Here is a 13,852-nt window from a genome sequence, read left to right as displayed (position 1 = left end):
CAGCGAAAGCTGGGATCCAGAGCCTCGAGCGTCGGCTTCGGTGGCTCTGGATCCTAGGTCGAGCCCAGGATGACGGGATGGCGGCGCCTCAGCCGAACGGGCGGTCGATCGAGGGTTGCGGTTCGGTGAACCAGGCGGCGCCGGTGTCGGTGACGTGGAAATGATCCTCCAGCCGGATGCCGAAGCGGTCGGGCACTACGATCATCGGTTCGTTCGAGAAGCACATCCCCGGCGCCAGCGGCGTGCGGTCGCCGCGGACCAGATAGGCCGGCTCGTGGATCGACAGGCCGATGCCGTGGCCGGTGCGATGCGACAGGCCGGGCAGGCGGTAGTCGGGGCCGAGCCCGGCCTTCTCCAGCACCGCGCGGGCGGCATAGTCGATCGCCTCGCACGGCACGCCCGGCTCGACCGCGGCGAACGCGGCGGCTTGCGCCTCGTGTTCGATGTTCCAGATCGCGCGCGCCTCGTCGCCGACATTGCCGAACGCGTAGGTCCGCGTGATGTCGGAATGATAGCCCTCGACCTGGCAGCCGGTGTCGATCAGCACGAGCTGGTCCTCTTCGAGCAGCTGATCGCCGGGCAGCCCGTGCGGGAACGCGGTCGCGTGGCCGAACTGGACGGCGCAGAAATACGATCCCGACGATCCGATCGCGCGGTGCGCTTCGTCGATGAAGCGGATCACCGTGCTGGCGGCGATAGCGGGATGGAGGATGCGCGCGGCGCGGCGCTGGATATCGAGCGTCATCGCCTTGGCTTGGCGCAGCAGCGCGAGTTCGGCGGGGCTCTTGATCATCCGGCACGCGTCGATCACCGACGCGCCATCGGCAACATCGAGCCCGGTGGCGGCGAGCGCGCTGGCCATGCCGTAGGGAAGCTGCGGGTCGAGCAGCAGGCGGCCGCCGACCGTGTCGGCAACCAGCGCATATGGGCTCTCGTCCTCTTCCCAGAGCCGCAGGTCGGCGTCGATCTCGACAGCGGCCTCCAGCGAACCCTGTTCGAAGCGCGGGCAGATCAGCATCGGCTGACCCTTCACTGGCAGCAGCAGCGCGACCAGCCGCTCGGTCGCGCCCCAGGGCACACCCGCGAAATAGCGCAGGCTCGCCCCGGCGCCGATCAGCAGGGCGTCGGCGCCCGCCGCCTCGGTCAGCGCGCGCGCCTTGTCGAGCCGCGCGGTGCGCTCGGCCAGCGTGATCGGTGGCGCACGGTCCGCCCAGGGGGCGATGGTCGCCAGCTCGTCGGGTATCGATGATCCGCCAATGGTCATGCGTCAGGTCCTTTTTTACCGAAGCGGTCGAGGTCGAATGGCGCGAGCGGCACCGCCGGGGTCTCCCCCGCCAGCATCGCCGCGACGAGCGTCGCAGTCACCGGCGCGAGTGTGAGCCCGAGATGTTGGTGGCCGAAGGCATAAGCGAGATTTGCGTGGCGCGTCGAGCGGCCGATCGCGGGGAGGTAGTCGGGCAGCGTCGGCCGCGCGCCCATCCAGCGTTCGAACGGCCCCTCGATCGGCAGGCCTAACGATCGGACGTGATGCTCCAGCCGGTCCCATTTGCGTGGATCGGGCGGGCCGTCGGGATCACCAAGTTCGACGAAGCTCGCCGCCTGCACGCACTCGGCATAGCGCGTGACGATCATCGAGCGATCCTCGAACACGACCGGCGGCAGGTCGGCCGGCCAGCCATCGGCACGCGCGCGGATATGATAGCCGCGCTCGGCGATCATCGGCACGCGGTAGCCGAGCAGTTCGAGCAGCGCGCGGGAGCGGACGCCCGCGGTGACCAACACCTGATCGACATCGTGGCCGAGGATGACGATCCGTCCTGAATCGTCGGCCAGCCGCGCCAAGTGGCGGACGATCCTGCCACCGCGTGCCTCGACCGCGGCCTCCAGTGTCGTGGCAAGCACGCGAAGGTCGGCGATCTGTCCGCTCCCGGTGAAGCGGATCGCGCCGCCGACCGGATCGGCGAGAAAGCCGAGGCGGTGCAGCACGTTGGGATCGGCGTCCGCGATCCGTGCCGTGCCGATCGCAGCGCGCGACCAATGGGTGCGGCCGGCGCGTGCACTTTCGGGTGTGTCCCAGACGACGATATGGCCGTCCTCGCGGAGCAGATCGCGCGCGCCGAGCGTGCCGACCAGATCGCGCCATGCGGGCATCGCGCTGGCGAGCAGTGGCGTCAGCGCCGCGGTGCCCGCCGCGAACTTCGCCGGGGTCGACGCTGCCACCAGTCGTGCGGCGAACGGCAGCCAGTGCGCCGCCATCGACACCGGCAGTCCCAGCGCGCCGCCGACGCTGAACAGACGCTTCGGCACCGAGCGCACCGCGGCGGGCGAGGCGAGCGGCTCGACCTGTTCGACCGCGATGTGCCCGGCATTGCCCCAGGATGCGGCGTTGTAATCGGCATCGCGTTCGAACACACTCACGTCGTAGCCGCGGTCGAGCAGCGCGACGGCGCAGCACAGTCCGACCACGCCGCCCCCCACGATACCGATCGTTTTCAATCCAATCTCCTGTTGCACGGCGCTTAACGAATTCGTATACGATATATATCTTGAAACGCAGGAAGGTCGATACCGAATGTCTGTCGAATGGAAGGGCGTATTTCCGGCCGTAACGACGCAGATCCGCGAGGACATGAGCGTCGATCTCGCCGACACCCAGCGCGTCGTCGACGACCTGATCCGCGACGGTGTGACCGGGGTGATCGCACTCGGCACGGTCGGCGAGAATAACTCGTTCGACTATGATGAAAAGGTCGAAGTGCTGACCGCGATCGTCGAGGCGGTCGATGGCCGCGTGCCGGTCATCACCGGCGTCTCGGAATACGACACGCGTCGTGCCGTCCGGTATGCGCAAGCCGCAGAGAAGGCCGGCGCGGACGGCCTGATGCTGTTGCCGCCGATGGTCTATGTGCCGAAGCCGCATGAATTGGTGGCGCATTTCAAGGGCGTGGCCGATCAGGTCGGTCTGCCGATCATGCTGTATAACAATCCGCCCGCGTATCGCACGCTGATCGACAACGATGTGCTCGCCGCGCTGGTCGATGTCGCCAACATCGTCGCGGTCAAGGAATCGGCGCCCGACACGCGGCGTTTCACCGACGTGAAGACCGCGTTCGGCGACCGCTACGTGCTGTTCGCCGGGCTCGACGACGTCGCGCTCGAGGGGCTGTATCTGGGCGCGCAGGGCTGGGTCTCCGGACTCACCAACGCGTTCCCGCGGGAATCGGTCGAGCTGGTCAACGCGTTCGCGCGCGGCGATCATGCCAAGGCGATGGAAATCTATCGCTGGTTCATGCCGCTGCTTCATCTCGATGCCGAGCATGACCTGGTCCAGTCGATCAAGCTCGCCGAGCAGGTCATGGGGCGTGGCTCCGAGCGCGTCCTGCCACCACGCTATCCGCTGATCGGCGAACGCCGTGCCGAGGTGATCGCGATGGTCGAGAAGGCCGCAGCGACCCGCCCGACATTGACCGCCGCCGAGCCGGCGCTAGCATCCGGCTGATGCGCCACACTTTCTTCTGCATCGACGGCCACACCGCCGGCAATCCGGTCCGCCTCGTCGCGGGCGGGGCGCCGCTGCTCAAGGGCGCGTCGATGTCGGAGCGGCGGCAGGATTTCATCAACCGGTTCGACTGGATCCGCACCGGGCTCTGCTTCGAGCCGCGCGGGCACGACATGATGTCGGGCGGGTTCCTCTACCCGCCGACGCGCGACGATACCGATATCGGCATCCTGTTCATCGAGACGAGCGGGTGCCTACCGATGTGCGGACATGGCACGATCGGGATGGTGACGTTCGGGCTCGAACATGGGCTGATCCAGCCGGCCGTACCGGGCCGGTTGCGGATCGAGGTGCCTGCTGGCGTTATCGACGTGGCGTACGAGACTGATGGCGCAAAGGTGACCTCGGTGCGGATCACCAACGTGCCTGCGTATGTCGCGGCACGCGGGATCGCGGTGGATATCGAGGGCATCGGCCCGCTCAGCATCGATGTCGCCTATGGCGGCAATTACTATGCGATCGTCGAGCCGCAGGGACGCTATACCGGGCTCGACGACCTCGGCGCGGCGGAGATCATCGCGCTCAGCGGTCGCGTTCGCGAGGCCGTGCGGGCACAGTTCGAGCCGGTTCATCCGCTCGACCCGACGATCCGCGGCGTCAGCCACGTGCTGTGGGCCGACGTGCCGCGCACAGATGGGGCGGACGGGCGCAACGCGGTATTCTACGGCGACAAGGCGATCGACCGCAGTCCGTGCGGCACCGGCACCTCCGCCCGCCTGGCGCATCTCGCTGACACGGCACGATTGTCGGTCGGCGACCGGTTCGTGCACGAGAGCTATATCGGCAGCCGCTTCATCGGGCGCGTCGAAGCCGAGACCATGCTGGGCGATACGCCCGCGATCATCCCGTCGATCGAAGGATCGGCGATCGCGACCGGGTTCAACACGATCTGGATCGATCGCGACGATCGTTTTTGGAACGGGTTTCAAGTTTCGTGAGCTATATTTCATGAAGTGTGGGCTATGCAGGGGGCGCAATCCCGTCCCCGGAGCCTTCCGTCTATGAGTATCGTCGTCCGCACCCTGTCCGAGCAGGTGTTCGAGATCGTCCGCGAGCAGATCGTCACCGGCAAGCTCGCCGGCCATACTGCGATCCGCCAGGATGCGCTGGCGACTGAACTCGGCGTCAGCAAGATCCCGCTCCGCGAGGCGCTGGCGCGGCTCGAGCAGGAAGGGCTGCTGACCAGCCACGCGAACCGCGGCTATTCGGTCCAGCCGATGTCGGCGGACGAGGCGAACGATATCTTCGCGTTGCGGCTGGCGATCGAACCGCAGGCTGCGGCCTATGCCGCGACGGTCGCCAACGACGACGATCGTGTCGCGGCGATCCTGGCGTTCGAGGAGCTCGACAGCGCCGCGAGCGAGCGGCTGGCCGAGGTCGCGATCCGCAACCGCGTGTTCCACACCGCGCTGGTCCGTCCCGGCCGTCGCCTGCTGACCACGCAGATGGTCGAGCGGCTGGCGATCCTGGCGGAACGCTATGTCGTCGCGCATCTGCGCCCGGCGGGACGCGAGGATCGGGCGCATCTGGAGCATCGCCAGATGCTCGACGCGTGGCTCGCCCGCGACGACGATCGCATGCTGGTGCTGCTGACGAGCCATATTCAATCGACGCTGACCGATCTGCGCGCGCAGTTCGACACAGCGCGAGACTAGAGACCAACCGGGGATGGGCATGTTTGGACCACGTAAATCGTTCGAATCGTCTGCTCATAACCGCGAACACAGCCTCGCCAAGACGCTGAGCTGGCCGCATCTGATCGCGCTCGGGGTGGGGGCGATCGTCGGCACAGGAATCTACACCTTGGTCGGCGTCGGGGCGGAACGCGCGGGGCCGGGCGTGATCCTCGCCTTCGTGATCTGCGGCGTGATCTGCGCGTGTGCGGCACTCGCCTACACCGAACTCGCGACGCTGATTCCCGCCGCGGGGAGCGCCTATACGTTCAGCTATACGGCACTGGGCGAGGGTATCGCCTGGGTGGTCGGCTGGAGCCTGATCCTCGAATATTCGCTCGCATGTTCGACCGTCGCGGTCGGCTGGTCGGGCTATCTGGTCGGCTGGATCGAGGCGGCGGGGATTCACTTGCCGCACGCTTTGCTGGTCGGGCCGCATGGCGGCGGGATCGTCAACATGCCCGCGGTGCTGGTGTCGCTCGCAGTGATGGGGATGCTGATCCTCGGCACGCGGCAGAGCGCGACGCTGAACATCGTCCTGGTGCTGATCAAGCTGGTCGCGCTGACGATCTTCGTGGTCTACGCGGCGCCGGCGTTCAAGGCCGACAACCTCCACCCGTTCATGCCGTACGGCTTCGGCTCGACCGAGATCGGCGGGCACAAGCGGGGCGTGATGGCGGCGGCGGCGATCGTGTTCTTCGCGTTCTACGGCTTCGATGCGGTCGCGACCTCGGCGGAGGAAACCAAGAACCCCAAGCGCGACCTGACGATCGGCATCGTCGGCTCGATGCTGGTCTGCACGGTGATCTACATGGCGGTGGCGATCAGCGCGATCGGCGCGCTGCCGTTCACGCAACTCGCCAATTCGCCCGAACCGCTCGCGCTGGTGCTGCGGCAGTTGAGCCAGCCGTTCGCCGCGCAGCTGATCGCGCTGGCCGCGGTGATCGCGCTGCCGTCGGTGATCCTGGTGATGATGTACGGGCAGAGCCGGATATTCTTCGTGATGGCGCGCGACGGCCTGCTGCCGCGCGGACTCGCCAAGGTCAGCAAGCGGACCGGGTCGCCGACGTTGATCACGTTGCTGACCGGCCTGTCGATCGCGGCGGTTGCAGGGTTTTTCCGGCTCGACGAGATCGCCGAACTCGCCAATGCGGGTACGTTGATCGCGTTTATCTCGGTTGGCGTGTGCCTGATGGTGCTGCGCCGCACCGCCCCCCAATTGCCTCGGCTGTTCCGCTGCCCGGCCGCCTATGTCGTCGGCACCGTGACGGTGCTCGGCTGCCTGTATCTGCTCGCGAGCTTGCCGACCTCGACGCTCGTCCGGTTCGTGATCTGGAACGGCATCGGGCTCGCACGGTACGCGGCCTATGGGCGGCGCAAGAGCGATGCGGGGAAAGCTTCGCCACTTTAAGCCGATAGCGCTTTCCACAGGCGCACCGACCGCTTAAGCGACGGCATCCCCGGGGGGCCGCTGACGCGCGGCTGAGAGGTGGGCAGCAGCCCATGACCCGCTGAACCTGATCCGGCTTATACCGGCGTAGGGAGGGTCCGCGGCTGGCCCGTCGTCCCTCCGATTGGAGTGGACGTGAGCGTTTTCGGTACTGGTTTTCCGTTTTTGAAGTCCGCCTCGCCATCCTGGCGATCGCGCGTCCGCCTGGGCCGGGTGGCGTTGACCCTGTCGGTGACGATGGTCTCGGCGTCGGCGTTCGCGCAAGTCGCCCCCGATCCGGGCGAACCCGCGGAGATCCGCGTCGTCGGCACGCCCGATCCGGCGGGCCTCTTGCCCGACCAGCGTACGCCGAAGGCGCAGAGCGCGATCTCCGCGGACTTCATCGTCAAGCAGGCACCGACGCTGAACGCGTTCCAGCTGGTGACGCTGCTGCCCGGCGCGAACGTCGCGTCGAGCGATCCGTACGGCCTCTCGACCAGTTCGAGCCTCACCGTCCGCGGGCTCGGGCAGGACGAGATCGGCGTGCTGATGGAAGGCGCGCCGCAGAACGACATCGGCTATTATTATGCCTATCCCTCGCAGTTCGCCGACCCCGAGAATCTGCGGCGGATCACGCTGGCGCAAGGCGCGGTGGATATCGATTCGCCGACGCTGGGCGGTGCTGGCGGGCTGTTGTCGCTGGCGCTCGACGATCCCAAGGCGCGTCCCGGTGGGCTGGTCGATCTGTCGCTCGGCAGCTACGCGGCGCGGCGGGCGTTCGTCCGCGTCGACACCGGCACGATCGGCAACACCGGACTGAAGGCGTTCCTGTCCTACTCGAACACCCGCGCGGACAATTGGCGCGGCGCGGGCTACGACACGCGCCAGCATATCGACGCGAAGCTTCTCGAGGAATGGGGCGCCGGCAACCGTGCCAGCCTCGCGCTGTCGTACAACGACGCGAACTCGTCGAGCTATCCGAGCCCGACGCTGGCGGAGTGGAACGCGCAGGGTCGCGGCTTCAACTACGATCGGCGCTACACGGCGGGGAACACCAACTATTGGCGGCTGTACCGCGCGCCGTTCCGCAACCTCTATGCGTCCGCGCCGGTGCATCTGGTGCTGACCGACCGGCTCGCGCTGGACACCACGAGCTATCTCCAGTTCGGCTATGGCAACTCGCCCTACGGTACGCAGCTCACCACCACCGGCAATTTCCTCGGGACCGAAGAGCTGGCGCAGCCGATCGCGCTGCCCGGCGCGGTCGACGGCGTGGTCGACGGCGGGGCGACCGTGCTCGGCAATTATACCGGCGACCAGATGCGGACCGGCAACGTCAGCAAGCTGACCCTGAAGACCGGCGCGCACACGCTCACCGCCGGGCTGTGGTTCGACTACGGCACCGACCGCGTCACGCAGTCGTACACGTCGATCGATGCGGACGGGCAGCCGACCGATCGCTGGGGGTATCGCGCGAAGGCGATCCGCACCGCCGATGGCCGCCTGCTCGCCTATGAGAACCAGCGGACCGTCTCCGTTACGAAGGGGGTCTTCGTCGCCGACAGCATCGCGCTGACGCCGCGGCTGACGATCGACGCGGGGTTCAAGGGCGTCGATGTGCTGCGCAACGGCCGCAATTACCTGCCGGGGCCGCAGGACACGGTAAGGCTCGATAGCTTCGCGGCGCTGCCGCGCGCCGCGGTCCATTACCGGCTCGACGATCGCCAGCAGGTGTTCGCCAACATCACCACCAATTTTCGCACGCCCAACGAGTTCACGCTCTACAACAGCTATGCGGGCGGGGTCGTTGCGACGCAGGGCACGACCGCGCTGAAGAACGAATATTCGGTGTCGCAGGAGCTCGGCTATCGCTTCATCGGCGCACAGCTCTCGGCGTCGGTGACGGGTTTCCACTACAAGTTCCGCAACCGGCAGTTGGCGACCGTCATCAACCAGGGCGGTGCGCTGATCAGCGGGACGCTCAACGCCGGCGGGCAGACCTCGTACGGGGTCGATGCCGAGGTCGATTACCGGCCGGTCGCGGGCGTCAGCCTGTATCTCTCGGGGGAGTATCTGCACGCGCGGATCGACGACGATCTGCCGGTCGGCGGGGACTTTCTCGCGACGCGCGGCAAGCATGCGGTGTCGAGCCCGACCGTCCAGTTCGGCGCGGGCGGCACCTATGACGACGGCCGGTTCTTCGGCAGCGTCGCGTCGAAATATCTCGGCCGGCAATATGCGACGTTCGTCAACGACGAGCGCATCAAGGGCTATGCGACGCTCGACCTGTCGGTCGGTGTGCATCTGGCCGAGTGGCTCGACGGCAAGCGTACCGATCTGCGCGTCAACGCGATCAACGTCACCGATCCGCACGTCCTGGCCGGCGTGCAGGCGGTCACCACCAACGCGCAGGACTCGATCGGCCGCAACGGCACGGTGATCGCGGGCACCGCGCCGGCCTATTATATCGGCAGCGGCAGGGCGGTGATGGCGACGGTGTCGCGTGCGTTCTGAGATGACGGCGCCGGCTTCGCCCGCAGGCCACCTCGTCCACGGGATGGGCACCGAATGGGAAGCGCCGACCTGGCCCGCGATCACCGCTGACGATGCGGCAAAGGCGCTTGCGCTGTTCCCGAGCGTGGGCGCGCTGACGGACTTGCGCTGGCACTCCCCACGACCGTTTTCCGCCGCCGCGCTGGTGCAGACGACGTGCGGTGTATTTTTCCTGAAACGGCACGACCATCGTCTGCGCTCGCTCGACGGGCTGGCCGAAGAGCATGCGTTCATCGCGCATCTGGCGGCCAGCGGTGTATCGGTGCCGGAACTCGTGCGCGCCGTCGACGGATCGAGTGCGGTCGCGGTCGGCGATTGGCGGTACGAACTGCATCGCACCGCGCCGGGGGCGGATCTGTACCGCGACCGGATGTCGTGGACGCCGTTCCTGTCGCTCGACCATGCGCATGCCGCCGGCGTCGCGCTCGCGACATTGCACCGGGCCGCACGCGGCTTCGATGCGCCGGCGCGTCGTCGGCAACCGCTCGTCGCCAGCTTCACGATCATCCCGGCAAGCGATCCGATGGCGGCGACCGAAGACTATGTCGCGGCGCGTCCTGCGATGGCGGCGTTTCTGGCGGATCGGGATTGGCGGCGGCAACTCGCACCGCTGTTCGCGACCTTGGGTGAGGGGCTGTCGCCCCTGTTGGCCGAGCAGGCGCCGTTGTGGACGCACAACGACTGGCATCCGTCGAATCTGCTCTGGGCGGAAGACGACAGCGTGGCGACGATCTTCGATTTCGGGCTCGCCGACCGCACCTGTGCGGTCCACGATATCGCGACCGCGATCGAACGGACCGCGATCCGCTGGCTCGACCTGGGGCAAGGGGCGGACGACGCGATTGGCGATCCCGCAGCGGCGCGCGCGCTGCTGGCAGGCTATGCGACGATCGCGCCGCTGAGCCGTGCCGACCTGACCACGATCGTCCGTCTGGTGCCGCTGGTCCATGTCGAGTTCGCGTTGTCGGAGATCGATTATTTCACGAGCGTCGTCGCCGATCCTGCCTCCGCCGCGCTGGCGTGGGACGGGTATCTGATCGGCCATGCCGACTGGTTTCGCTCGGCCGCGGGGCAGGACTTCCTGCGGGCCATCGACGTCGCGGCGAACGACCGATGACCGCGCTCGAGATCGTCGCGGTCGTCGTCAGCTTCGCGGGCATCTGGCTGACCGCGACGCGGCGGATGCTGTGCTGGCCGGTCAGCCTGGTTGCCTGCGCGCTGTATTTCAAACTGTTCCTCGACGTCCGGCTGTATGCCGACATGGTGCTCCAGGCACTGTTCGGCCTGGCCATCGTCTATGGCTGGATCGCCTGGACGAAGGGTCAGGACGATGCGGGCGAAGTCGTCGTCGCGCCGCTACGTCCAAGGCGATTGGCGGCGGGGCTGGCGGCTGGCGCGGTCGGTGCGATCGCGATCGGCTGGTTCACGAGCCGCTATACCGATGCGGCGCTGCCGTGGATGGATTCGGGTCTGACCAGCTTCAGTCTGGTCGCGCAATATTGGACCGCACGCCGCCACGCCGCCAGCTGGCTGCTGTGGATCGCGGTCGACAGCCTCTATGTCGGGATGTTCGTGTTCAAGGGATTGCTGCCGACGGCGGGGCTGTACGCGGCGATGATCGTGCTGGCGGTGGTCGGCTATCGGCGTTGGCGCGCGGCGGGCCGTAAGGACGCCTCAATAGCCATAGCCTAAGGTCGCGGTTCCGTTCGCCGGCACCGTCGCTTTCCAGGTCTGAACGCCGTCGACGCGACGGAGCGCGGCGGTCGGCGCTTCGAACGCCTTCTGCCCGGCACCGCCGATCCCGATCTCCACCGCGACAGGGAACGGGTTGGCGTTACTCAGCGTGACGACGGCGTGGCCCGTGCGGTCACCGACCTGGCGCACGAGGACCCCCGGGCTCGTGCCTGCCGCTAGCGTGAACCGCTGGCCGGTCGGAGTATCGGCAGCGCGACCGAGGCCGATCAGCCTGCGCGCGCCGTCACGCTCGACGTACAACGCGGTCGAGCCGGCGGGGAGGGGCAGGCCGAGCCCGGCGCGCGTTTCGTTGTGCATGCGCAGTTCGATCCGGACCGGCGTCTCCGCGATCGTCTGGCCTGGCTGCACCTGGCTGCGATAGCGCCGCTCGAACGGGACGTGGGTTCTGCTCAGCAAGGCGACCTGTTTCATCTGGTTCGCGGCGACCGTGACGGGCTCCGGCACGCGGTAGAGTTTCAGATCGCCAAGGTCTTCCGGCGGGGGTGGCGGCGGCGGCGGCGGAGGTGCTGGCGGGGCCATCATCACCACCGGCGCTCCCATCAGCGACCCGGTCACGACGATCTCGTCGCGCTTGGGCGCGTCTACGGTCTCGAGATCCGACGTCGTCGTTCCGAGGGGATAGCATTCCAGGCGCAGACCGGCGACCGCGTCGCGGTACGTGCGAATCTCGCGGCGTTCGAGCCGACCCGCGACGACCTGGACATCGGCGTTCGCGAAGCTCTCCGCATTGCCGTTGGCGAGCGTCATCCACGCGAACAGATCGAGCGTGCGGTCATCGGCGGCGATCGTCGCGACATAGCTCGCCGCCCAGTCGAACTCGGACGCGAGATACGAGACAGTGATCGTCGCGGTCGTCGCGCGCGGACTGCGGGTCGTCACGCTGAGCACGGGTTGCGCCGACAGACCCGCTGGAATCTTCGCGTATAACGGTCTCTCGGGAAGGCCCGAACAGCCAAGAGCTTCGACGCCCTGCGCGGTCCGCACGACGACGCCGCCCGCCGGCCCGGCGACGATCACCGCATCCTCGCTACGCACCGCGCCGGTCGCGCGCGAGGTGCGGGTCAGCGTGACGTGACGGCCGAGCGATCCGTCGATCAGCGCGGCCGGCGACAACAGCCGCGCGTCGCGGTTCTTCTCGACCGTGCCGCCGGGCAGTCCGGTTATGATCGCGCTGGCAGGAACGATTCCGCCCGCGACCCCTGCGAACGTCACGACCGCTTCGCCCGCCGGCAGTCGTATCGTCCGGGTCTCGGTCACCACCGCGAAACCGCCGAGATACCGCAGATCGGGTGCCTGCCCGCGCTCGCGATGCGGGTTGCGATAGACCGTGACGGAGACGTGCCGCGGGGGCGACGCGGCGACGGTCTTCGAGGTTGGTCTATCCGCTTGCGCCGTGGCGGGCATGACCGGAACGCCGACCAGCATCGCCAGCAGGGCGACGACACCGCGCATCAGTTGCGGGTGTCGAAGCTGGCCGTGACGACCGACGTTCCGTTGGCGGGCACCGTCACATGCCAGAGGGCGCTGTCCGCATTCTGGCGCTCGCTCTTCTGGCTCTCGGCCTGCACGCGCGTATCGGTCCACGACCAGTCGAGCCCCGCCTGGATCAGATCGACCACGACCGGCTTCGCGCGCGCGTTGCTGAGCGTGTAGCGCATCGTCGTGCGCCAGTGATCTTCGGACAACCTGGTATGCGCTTCCACCACCGGCAGCACCTTCACGTCGAACGCGTCGCCGGTGCGCAGGCTGATATCCGAGCCTTGCGGGGTATGCTCGATGCGGTTCTCGCCGGTGAACTGGGGCTGGCCGCGCTGATCGCGGACATAGACGCGGACCGTCCCCGCGGGCAGCGCGTCGCCGAGGCCGCCGGCCGCCGAATTGGCGAACCGCAGCATGCTGCCCGCGCTTTGCGGTTCGGTCTGCGTGCCGAGCCAGGCGTTGCGATATTCGTAGCCCGCGCTGGCCTTCGCGCCCTTGACGTCGAGAAAGCTGACCTGCTTGGTCTGCTTGTCGGCGATCGTGGTGCGCTCCTTGAGCGGATAGAGGTAGAAATCGCCGAGCTGTTCGCGGTTCGCGCTTTCGGTGCCGGCGCGCCGCATCGGTGCAGGGCGGCGGTTGGGGCGGAAGGTCTGGTTGTCGTCGTCCGAGGCGACCTCGCCCGCGACGAGCAGTGTCTTCGCGCTGTCGAAGCTGGTGCCGGTCGCGTTGCGCAGCGTGATCCATCCCTGCACGTCGATCGTCCCGGTCTTGTCGTCGAACAGCGTCACATAATCCGCCTGCCAGCCGAGCCCACGCGTCAGGTACGAGAGTGTCGCCAGCCGCGACCCGGCGCGGGTGCTCGCCAGCGTCACCGACAGCGTCGGCCGGGCGCGCAGATTCGTCGGGATCTTGTCGAAGATCGCGCGGACCGGCAGGCCGTCGTCGCGCAGCACTTCGATATGGTCGGCGATCTGCAGCACCACGCCGCCGTTGACCGCCAGCACCTTCGCCCGCTCGCGCGTTTCGGCACCGGTCGCGGGATTGGTCCGGACGAGCGTGATCGTCTCGCCGACCGCTTTTTCCATCAGGCTCGACGGGGTCAGCAGGTCGTAATCGAAATTCTGTTCGACGACGGTCGTGTCGGGCGCGCTCAGCGATACGGTTTCGGGGCGGATCGTCGCGCTGACGTCGGGGAAGGACTGACGCGTGCGACCGGCCGGGAGATCGAGGCGGCGGATATCCTGGATGAGCGCGATATCGTTCGTGTAGATCGTCGCGGATACATCTCCCTGCGCCGACCCGCTGGCCGGCACCGGTGGATCGGATTGCGCGATCGCGGACGCCGACGTCGAGACAGCCAGCAACAAGACTGCGATGCGTACCGTGACCATGTGATCGTCCCCT

Annotated in this window: 11 protein-coding genes and 1 riboswitch; of the genes, 7 read left to right on the top strand and 4 right to left on the bottom strand. The window is 67.6% G+C overall.

Features of this window, described 5'->3' with window-relative positions:
- Positions 1–88 precede the first annotated feature (88 nt).
- Together ASG20_RS11715 and ASG20_RS11710 are read right to left on the bottom strand one after the other, a co-directional pair.
- A complete protein-coding gene (locus ASG20_RS11715) occupies positions 89–1,264 on the bottom strand; it encodes a M24 family metallopeptidase (protein ID WP_056052319.1) in 1,176 nt (391 codons plus the stop codon).
- Entirely contained in the window at positions 1,261–2,496 is a 1,236-nt protein-coding gene (locus ASG20_RS11710) for an NAD(P)/FAD-dependent oxidoreductase (protein WP_231420724.1), read from the bottom strand. Before ASG20_RS11710 ends, ASG20_RS11715 begins: the two co-directional genes overlap by 4 nt.
- 76 nt (positions 2,497–2,572) lie before the next feature.
- Between ASG20_RS11710 and ASG20_RS11705 the strand changes: the two genes are divergently transcribed.
- From ASG20_RS11705 to pnuC, 7 genes are all read left to right on the top strand, one after another.
- Positions 2,573–3,499, top strand: a complete 927-nt coding sequence (locus tag ASG20_RS11705; protein WP_056052314.1) for a dihydrodipicolinate synthase family protein — start codon at positions 2,573–2,575, stop codon at positions 3,497–3,499.
- Positions 3,499–4,497, top strand: coding sequence for a 4-hydroxyproline epimerase (locus ASG20_RS11700; RefSeq protein WP_056052311.1), 999 nt, complete (start codon positions 3,499–3,501; stop codon positions 4,495–4,497). Before ASG20_RS11705 ends, ASG20_RS11700 begins: the two co-directional genes overlap by 1 nt.
- 63 nt (positions 4,498–4,560) lie before the next feature.
- Entirely contained in the window at positions 4,561–5,214 is a 654-nt protein-coding gene (locus ASG20_RS11695; protein ID WP_056052308.1) for a GntR family transcriptional regulator, read from the top strand.
- Positions 5,215–5,227: 13 nt separating this feature from the next.
- On the top strand, positions 5,228–6,643 hold the full coding sequence (locus tag ASG20_RS11690; RefSeq protein ID WP_056052306.1) for an amino acid permease: 1,416 nt from the start codon (positions 5,228–5,230) through the stop codon (positions 6,641–6,643).
- Between the two features lie 40 nt (positions 6,644–6,683).
- Positions 6,684–6,793, top strand: a riboswitch (TPP riboswitch).
- Between the two features lie 126 nt (positions 6,794–6,919).
- A complete protein-coding gene (locus ASG20_RS11685; protein WP_056053114.1) occupies positions 6,920–9,175 on the top strand; it encodes a TonB-dependent receptor in 2,256 nt (751 codons plus the stop codon).
- A 1-nt stretch (position 9,176) separates the two neighbouring features.
- A complete protein-coding gene (locus ASG20_RS11680; RefSeq protein WP_056052301.1) occupies positions 9,177–10,331 on the top strand; it encodes a phosphotransferase enzyme family protein in 1,155 nt (384 codons plus the stop codon).
- Positions 10,328–10,906, top strand: a complete 579-nt coding sequence (gene pnuC / locus ASG20_RS11675) for a nicotinamide riboside transporter PnuC (protein ID WP_056052298.1) — start codon at positions 10,328–10,330, stop codon at positions 10,904–10,906. Before ASG20_RS11680 ends, pnuC begins: the two co-directional genes overlap by 4 nt.
- Here the strand turns inward: pnuC and ASG20_RS11670 are convergent.
- Complete coding sequence (locus ASG20_RS11670) at positions 10,889–12,421, bottom strand: DUF4139 domain-containing protein (protein ID WP_156364254.1); 1,533 nt, start codon at positions 12,419–12,421, stop codon at positions 10,889–10,891. The two genes, pnuC and ASG20_RS11670, sit on opposite strands and share 18 nt — an antisense overlap.
- Positions 12,421–13,839 (bottom strand): DUF4139 domain-containing protein, encoded by a 1,419-nt coding sequence (locus ASG20_RS11665; RefSeq protein ID WP_056052295.1) that lies wholly within the window; start codon positions 13,837–13,839, stop codon positions 12,421–12,423. Before ASG20_RS11665 ends, ASG20_RS11670 begins: the two co-directional genes overlap by 1 nt.
- Positions 13,840–13,852: the final 13 nt, after the last annotated feature.

Source organism: Sphingomonas sp. Leaf198 (assembly GCF_001424005.1).
Lineage (GTDB): Bacteria > Pseudomonadota > Alphaproteobacteria > Sphingomonadales > Sphingomonadaceae > Sphingomonas.
Note: the sequence above shows the minus strand (reverse complement) of the source record. Positions and strands in the feature narration are given on the sequence as shown.

What these genes read in the sequence shown, in the direction of transcription:
- pnuC (WP_056052298.1), top strand. Translation starts at nt 10,328, where the DNA reads ATGACCGCGCTCGAGATCGTCGCGGTCGTCGTCAGCTTCGCGGGCATC.
- ASG20_RS11715 (WP_056052319.1), bottom strand. Translation starts at nt 1,264, where the DNA reads ATGACCATTGGCGGATCATCGATACCCGACGAGCTGGCGACCATCGCC.
- ASG20_RS11680 (WP_056052301.1), top strand. Translation starts at nt 9,177, where the DNA reads ATGACGGCGCCGGCTTCGCCCGCAGGCCACCTCGTCCACGGGATGGGC.
- ASG20_RS11670 (WP_156364254.1), bottom strand. Translation starts at nt 12,421, where the DNA reads ATGCGCGGTGTCGTCGCCCTGCTGGCGATGCTGGTCGGCGTTCCGGTC.
- ASG20_RS11685 (WP_056053114.1), top strand. Translation starts at nt 6,920, where the DNA reads ATGGTCTCGGCGTCGGCGTTCGCGCAAGTCGCCCCCGATCCGGGCGAA.
- ASG20_RS11690 (WP_056052306.1), top strand. Translation starts at nt 5,228, where the DNA reads ATGGGCATGTTTGGACCACGTAAATCGTTCGAATCGTCTGCTCATAAC.
- ASG20_RS11665 (WP_056052295.1), bottom strand. Translation starts at nt 13,839, where the DNA reads ATGGTCACGGTACGCATCGCAGTCTTGTTGCTGGCTGTCTCGACGTCG.
- ASG20_RS11705 (WP_056052314.1), top strand. Translation starts at nt 2,573, where the DNA reads ATGTCTGTCGAATGGAAGGGCGTATTTCCGGCCGTAACGACGCAGATC.
- ASG20_RS11700 (WP_056052311.1), top strand. Translation starts at nt 3,499, where the DNA reads ATGCGCCACACTTTCTTCTGCATCGACGGCCACACCGCCGGCAATCCG.
- ASG20_RS11695 (WP_056052308.1), top strand. Translation starts at nt 4,561, where the DNA reads ATGAGTATCGTCGTCCGCACCCTGTCCGAGCAGGTGTTCGAGATCGTC.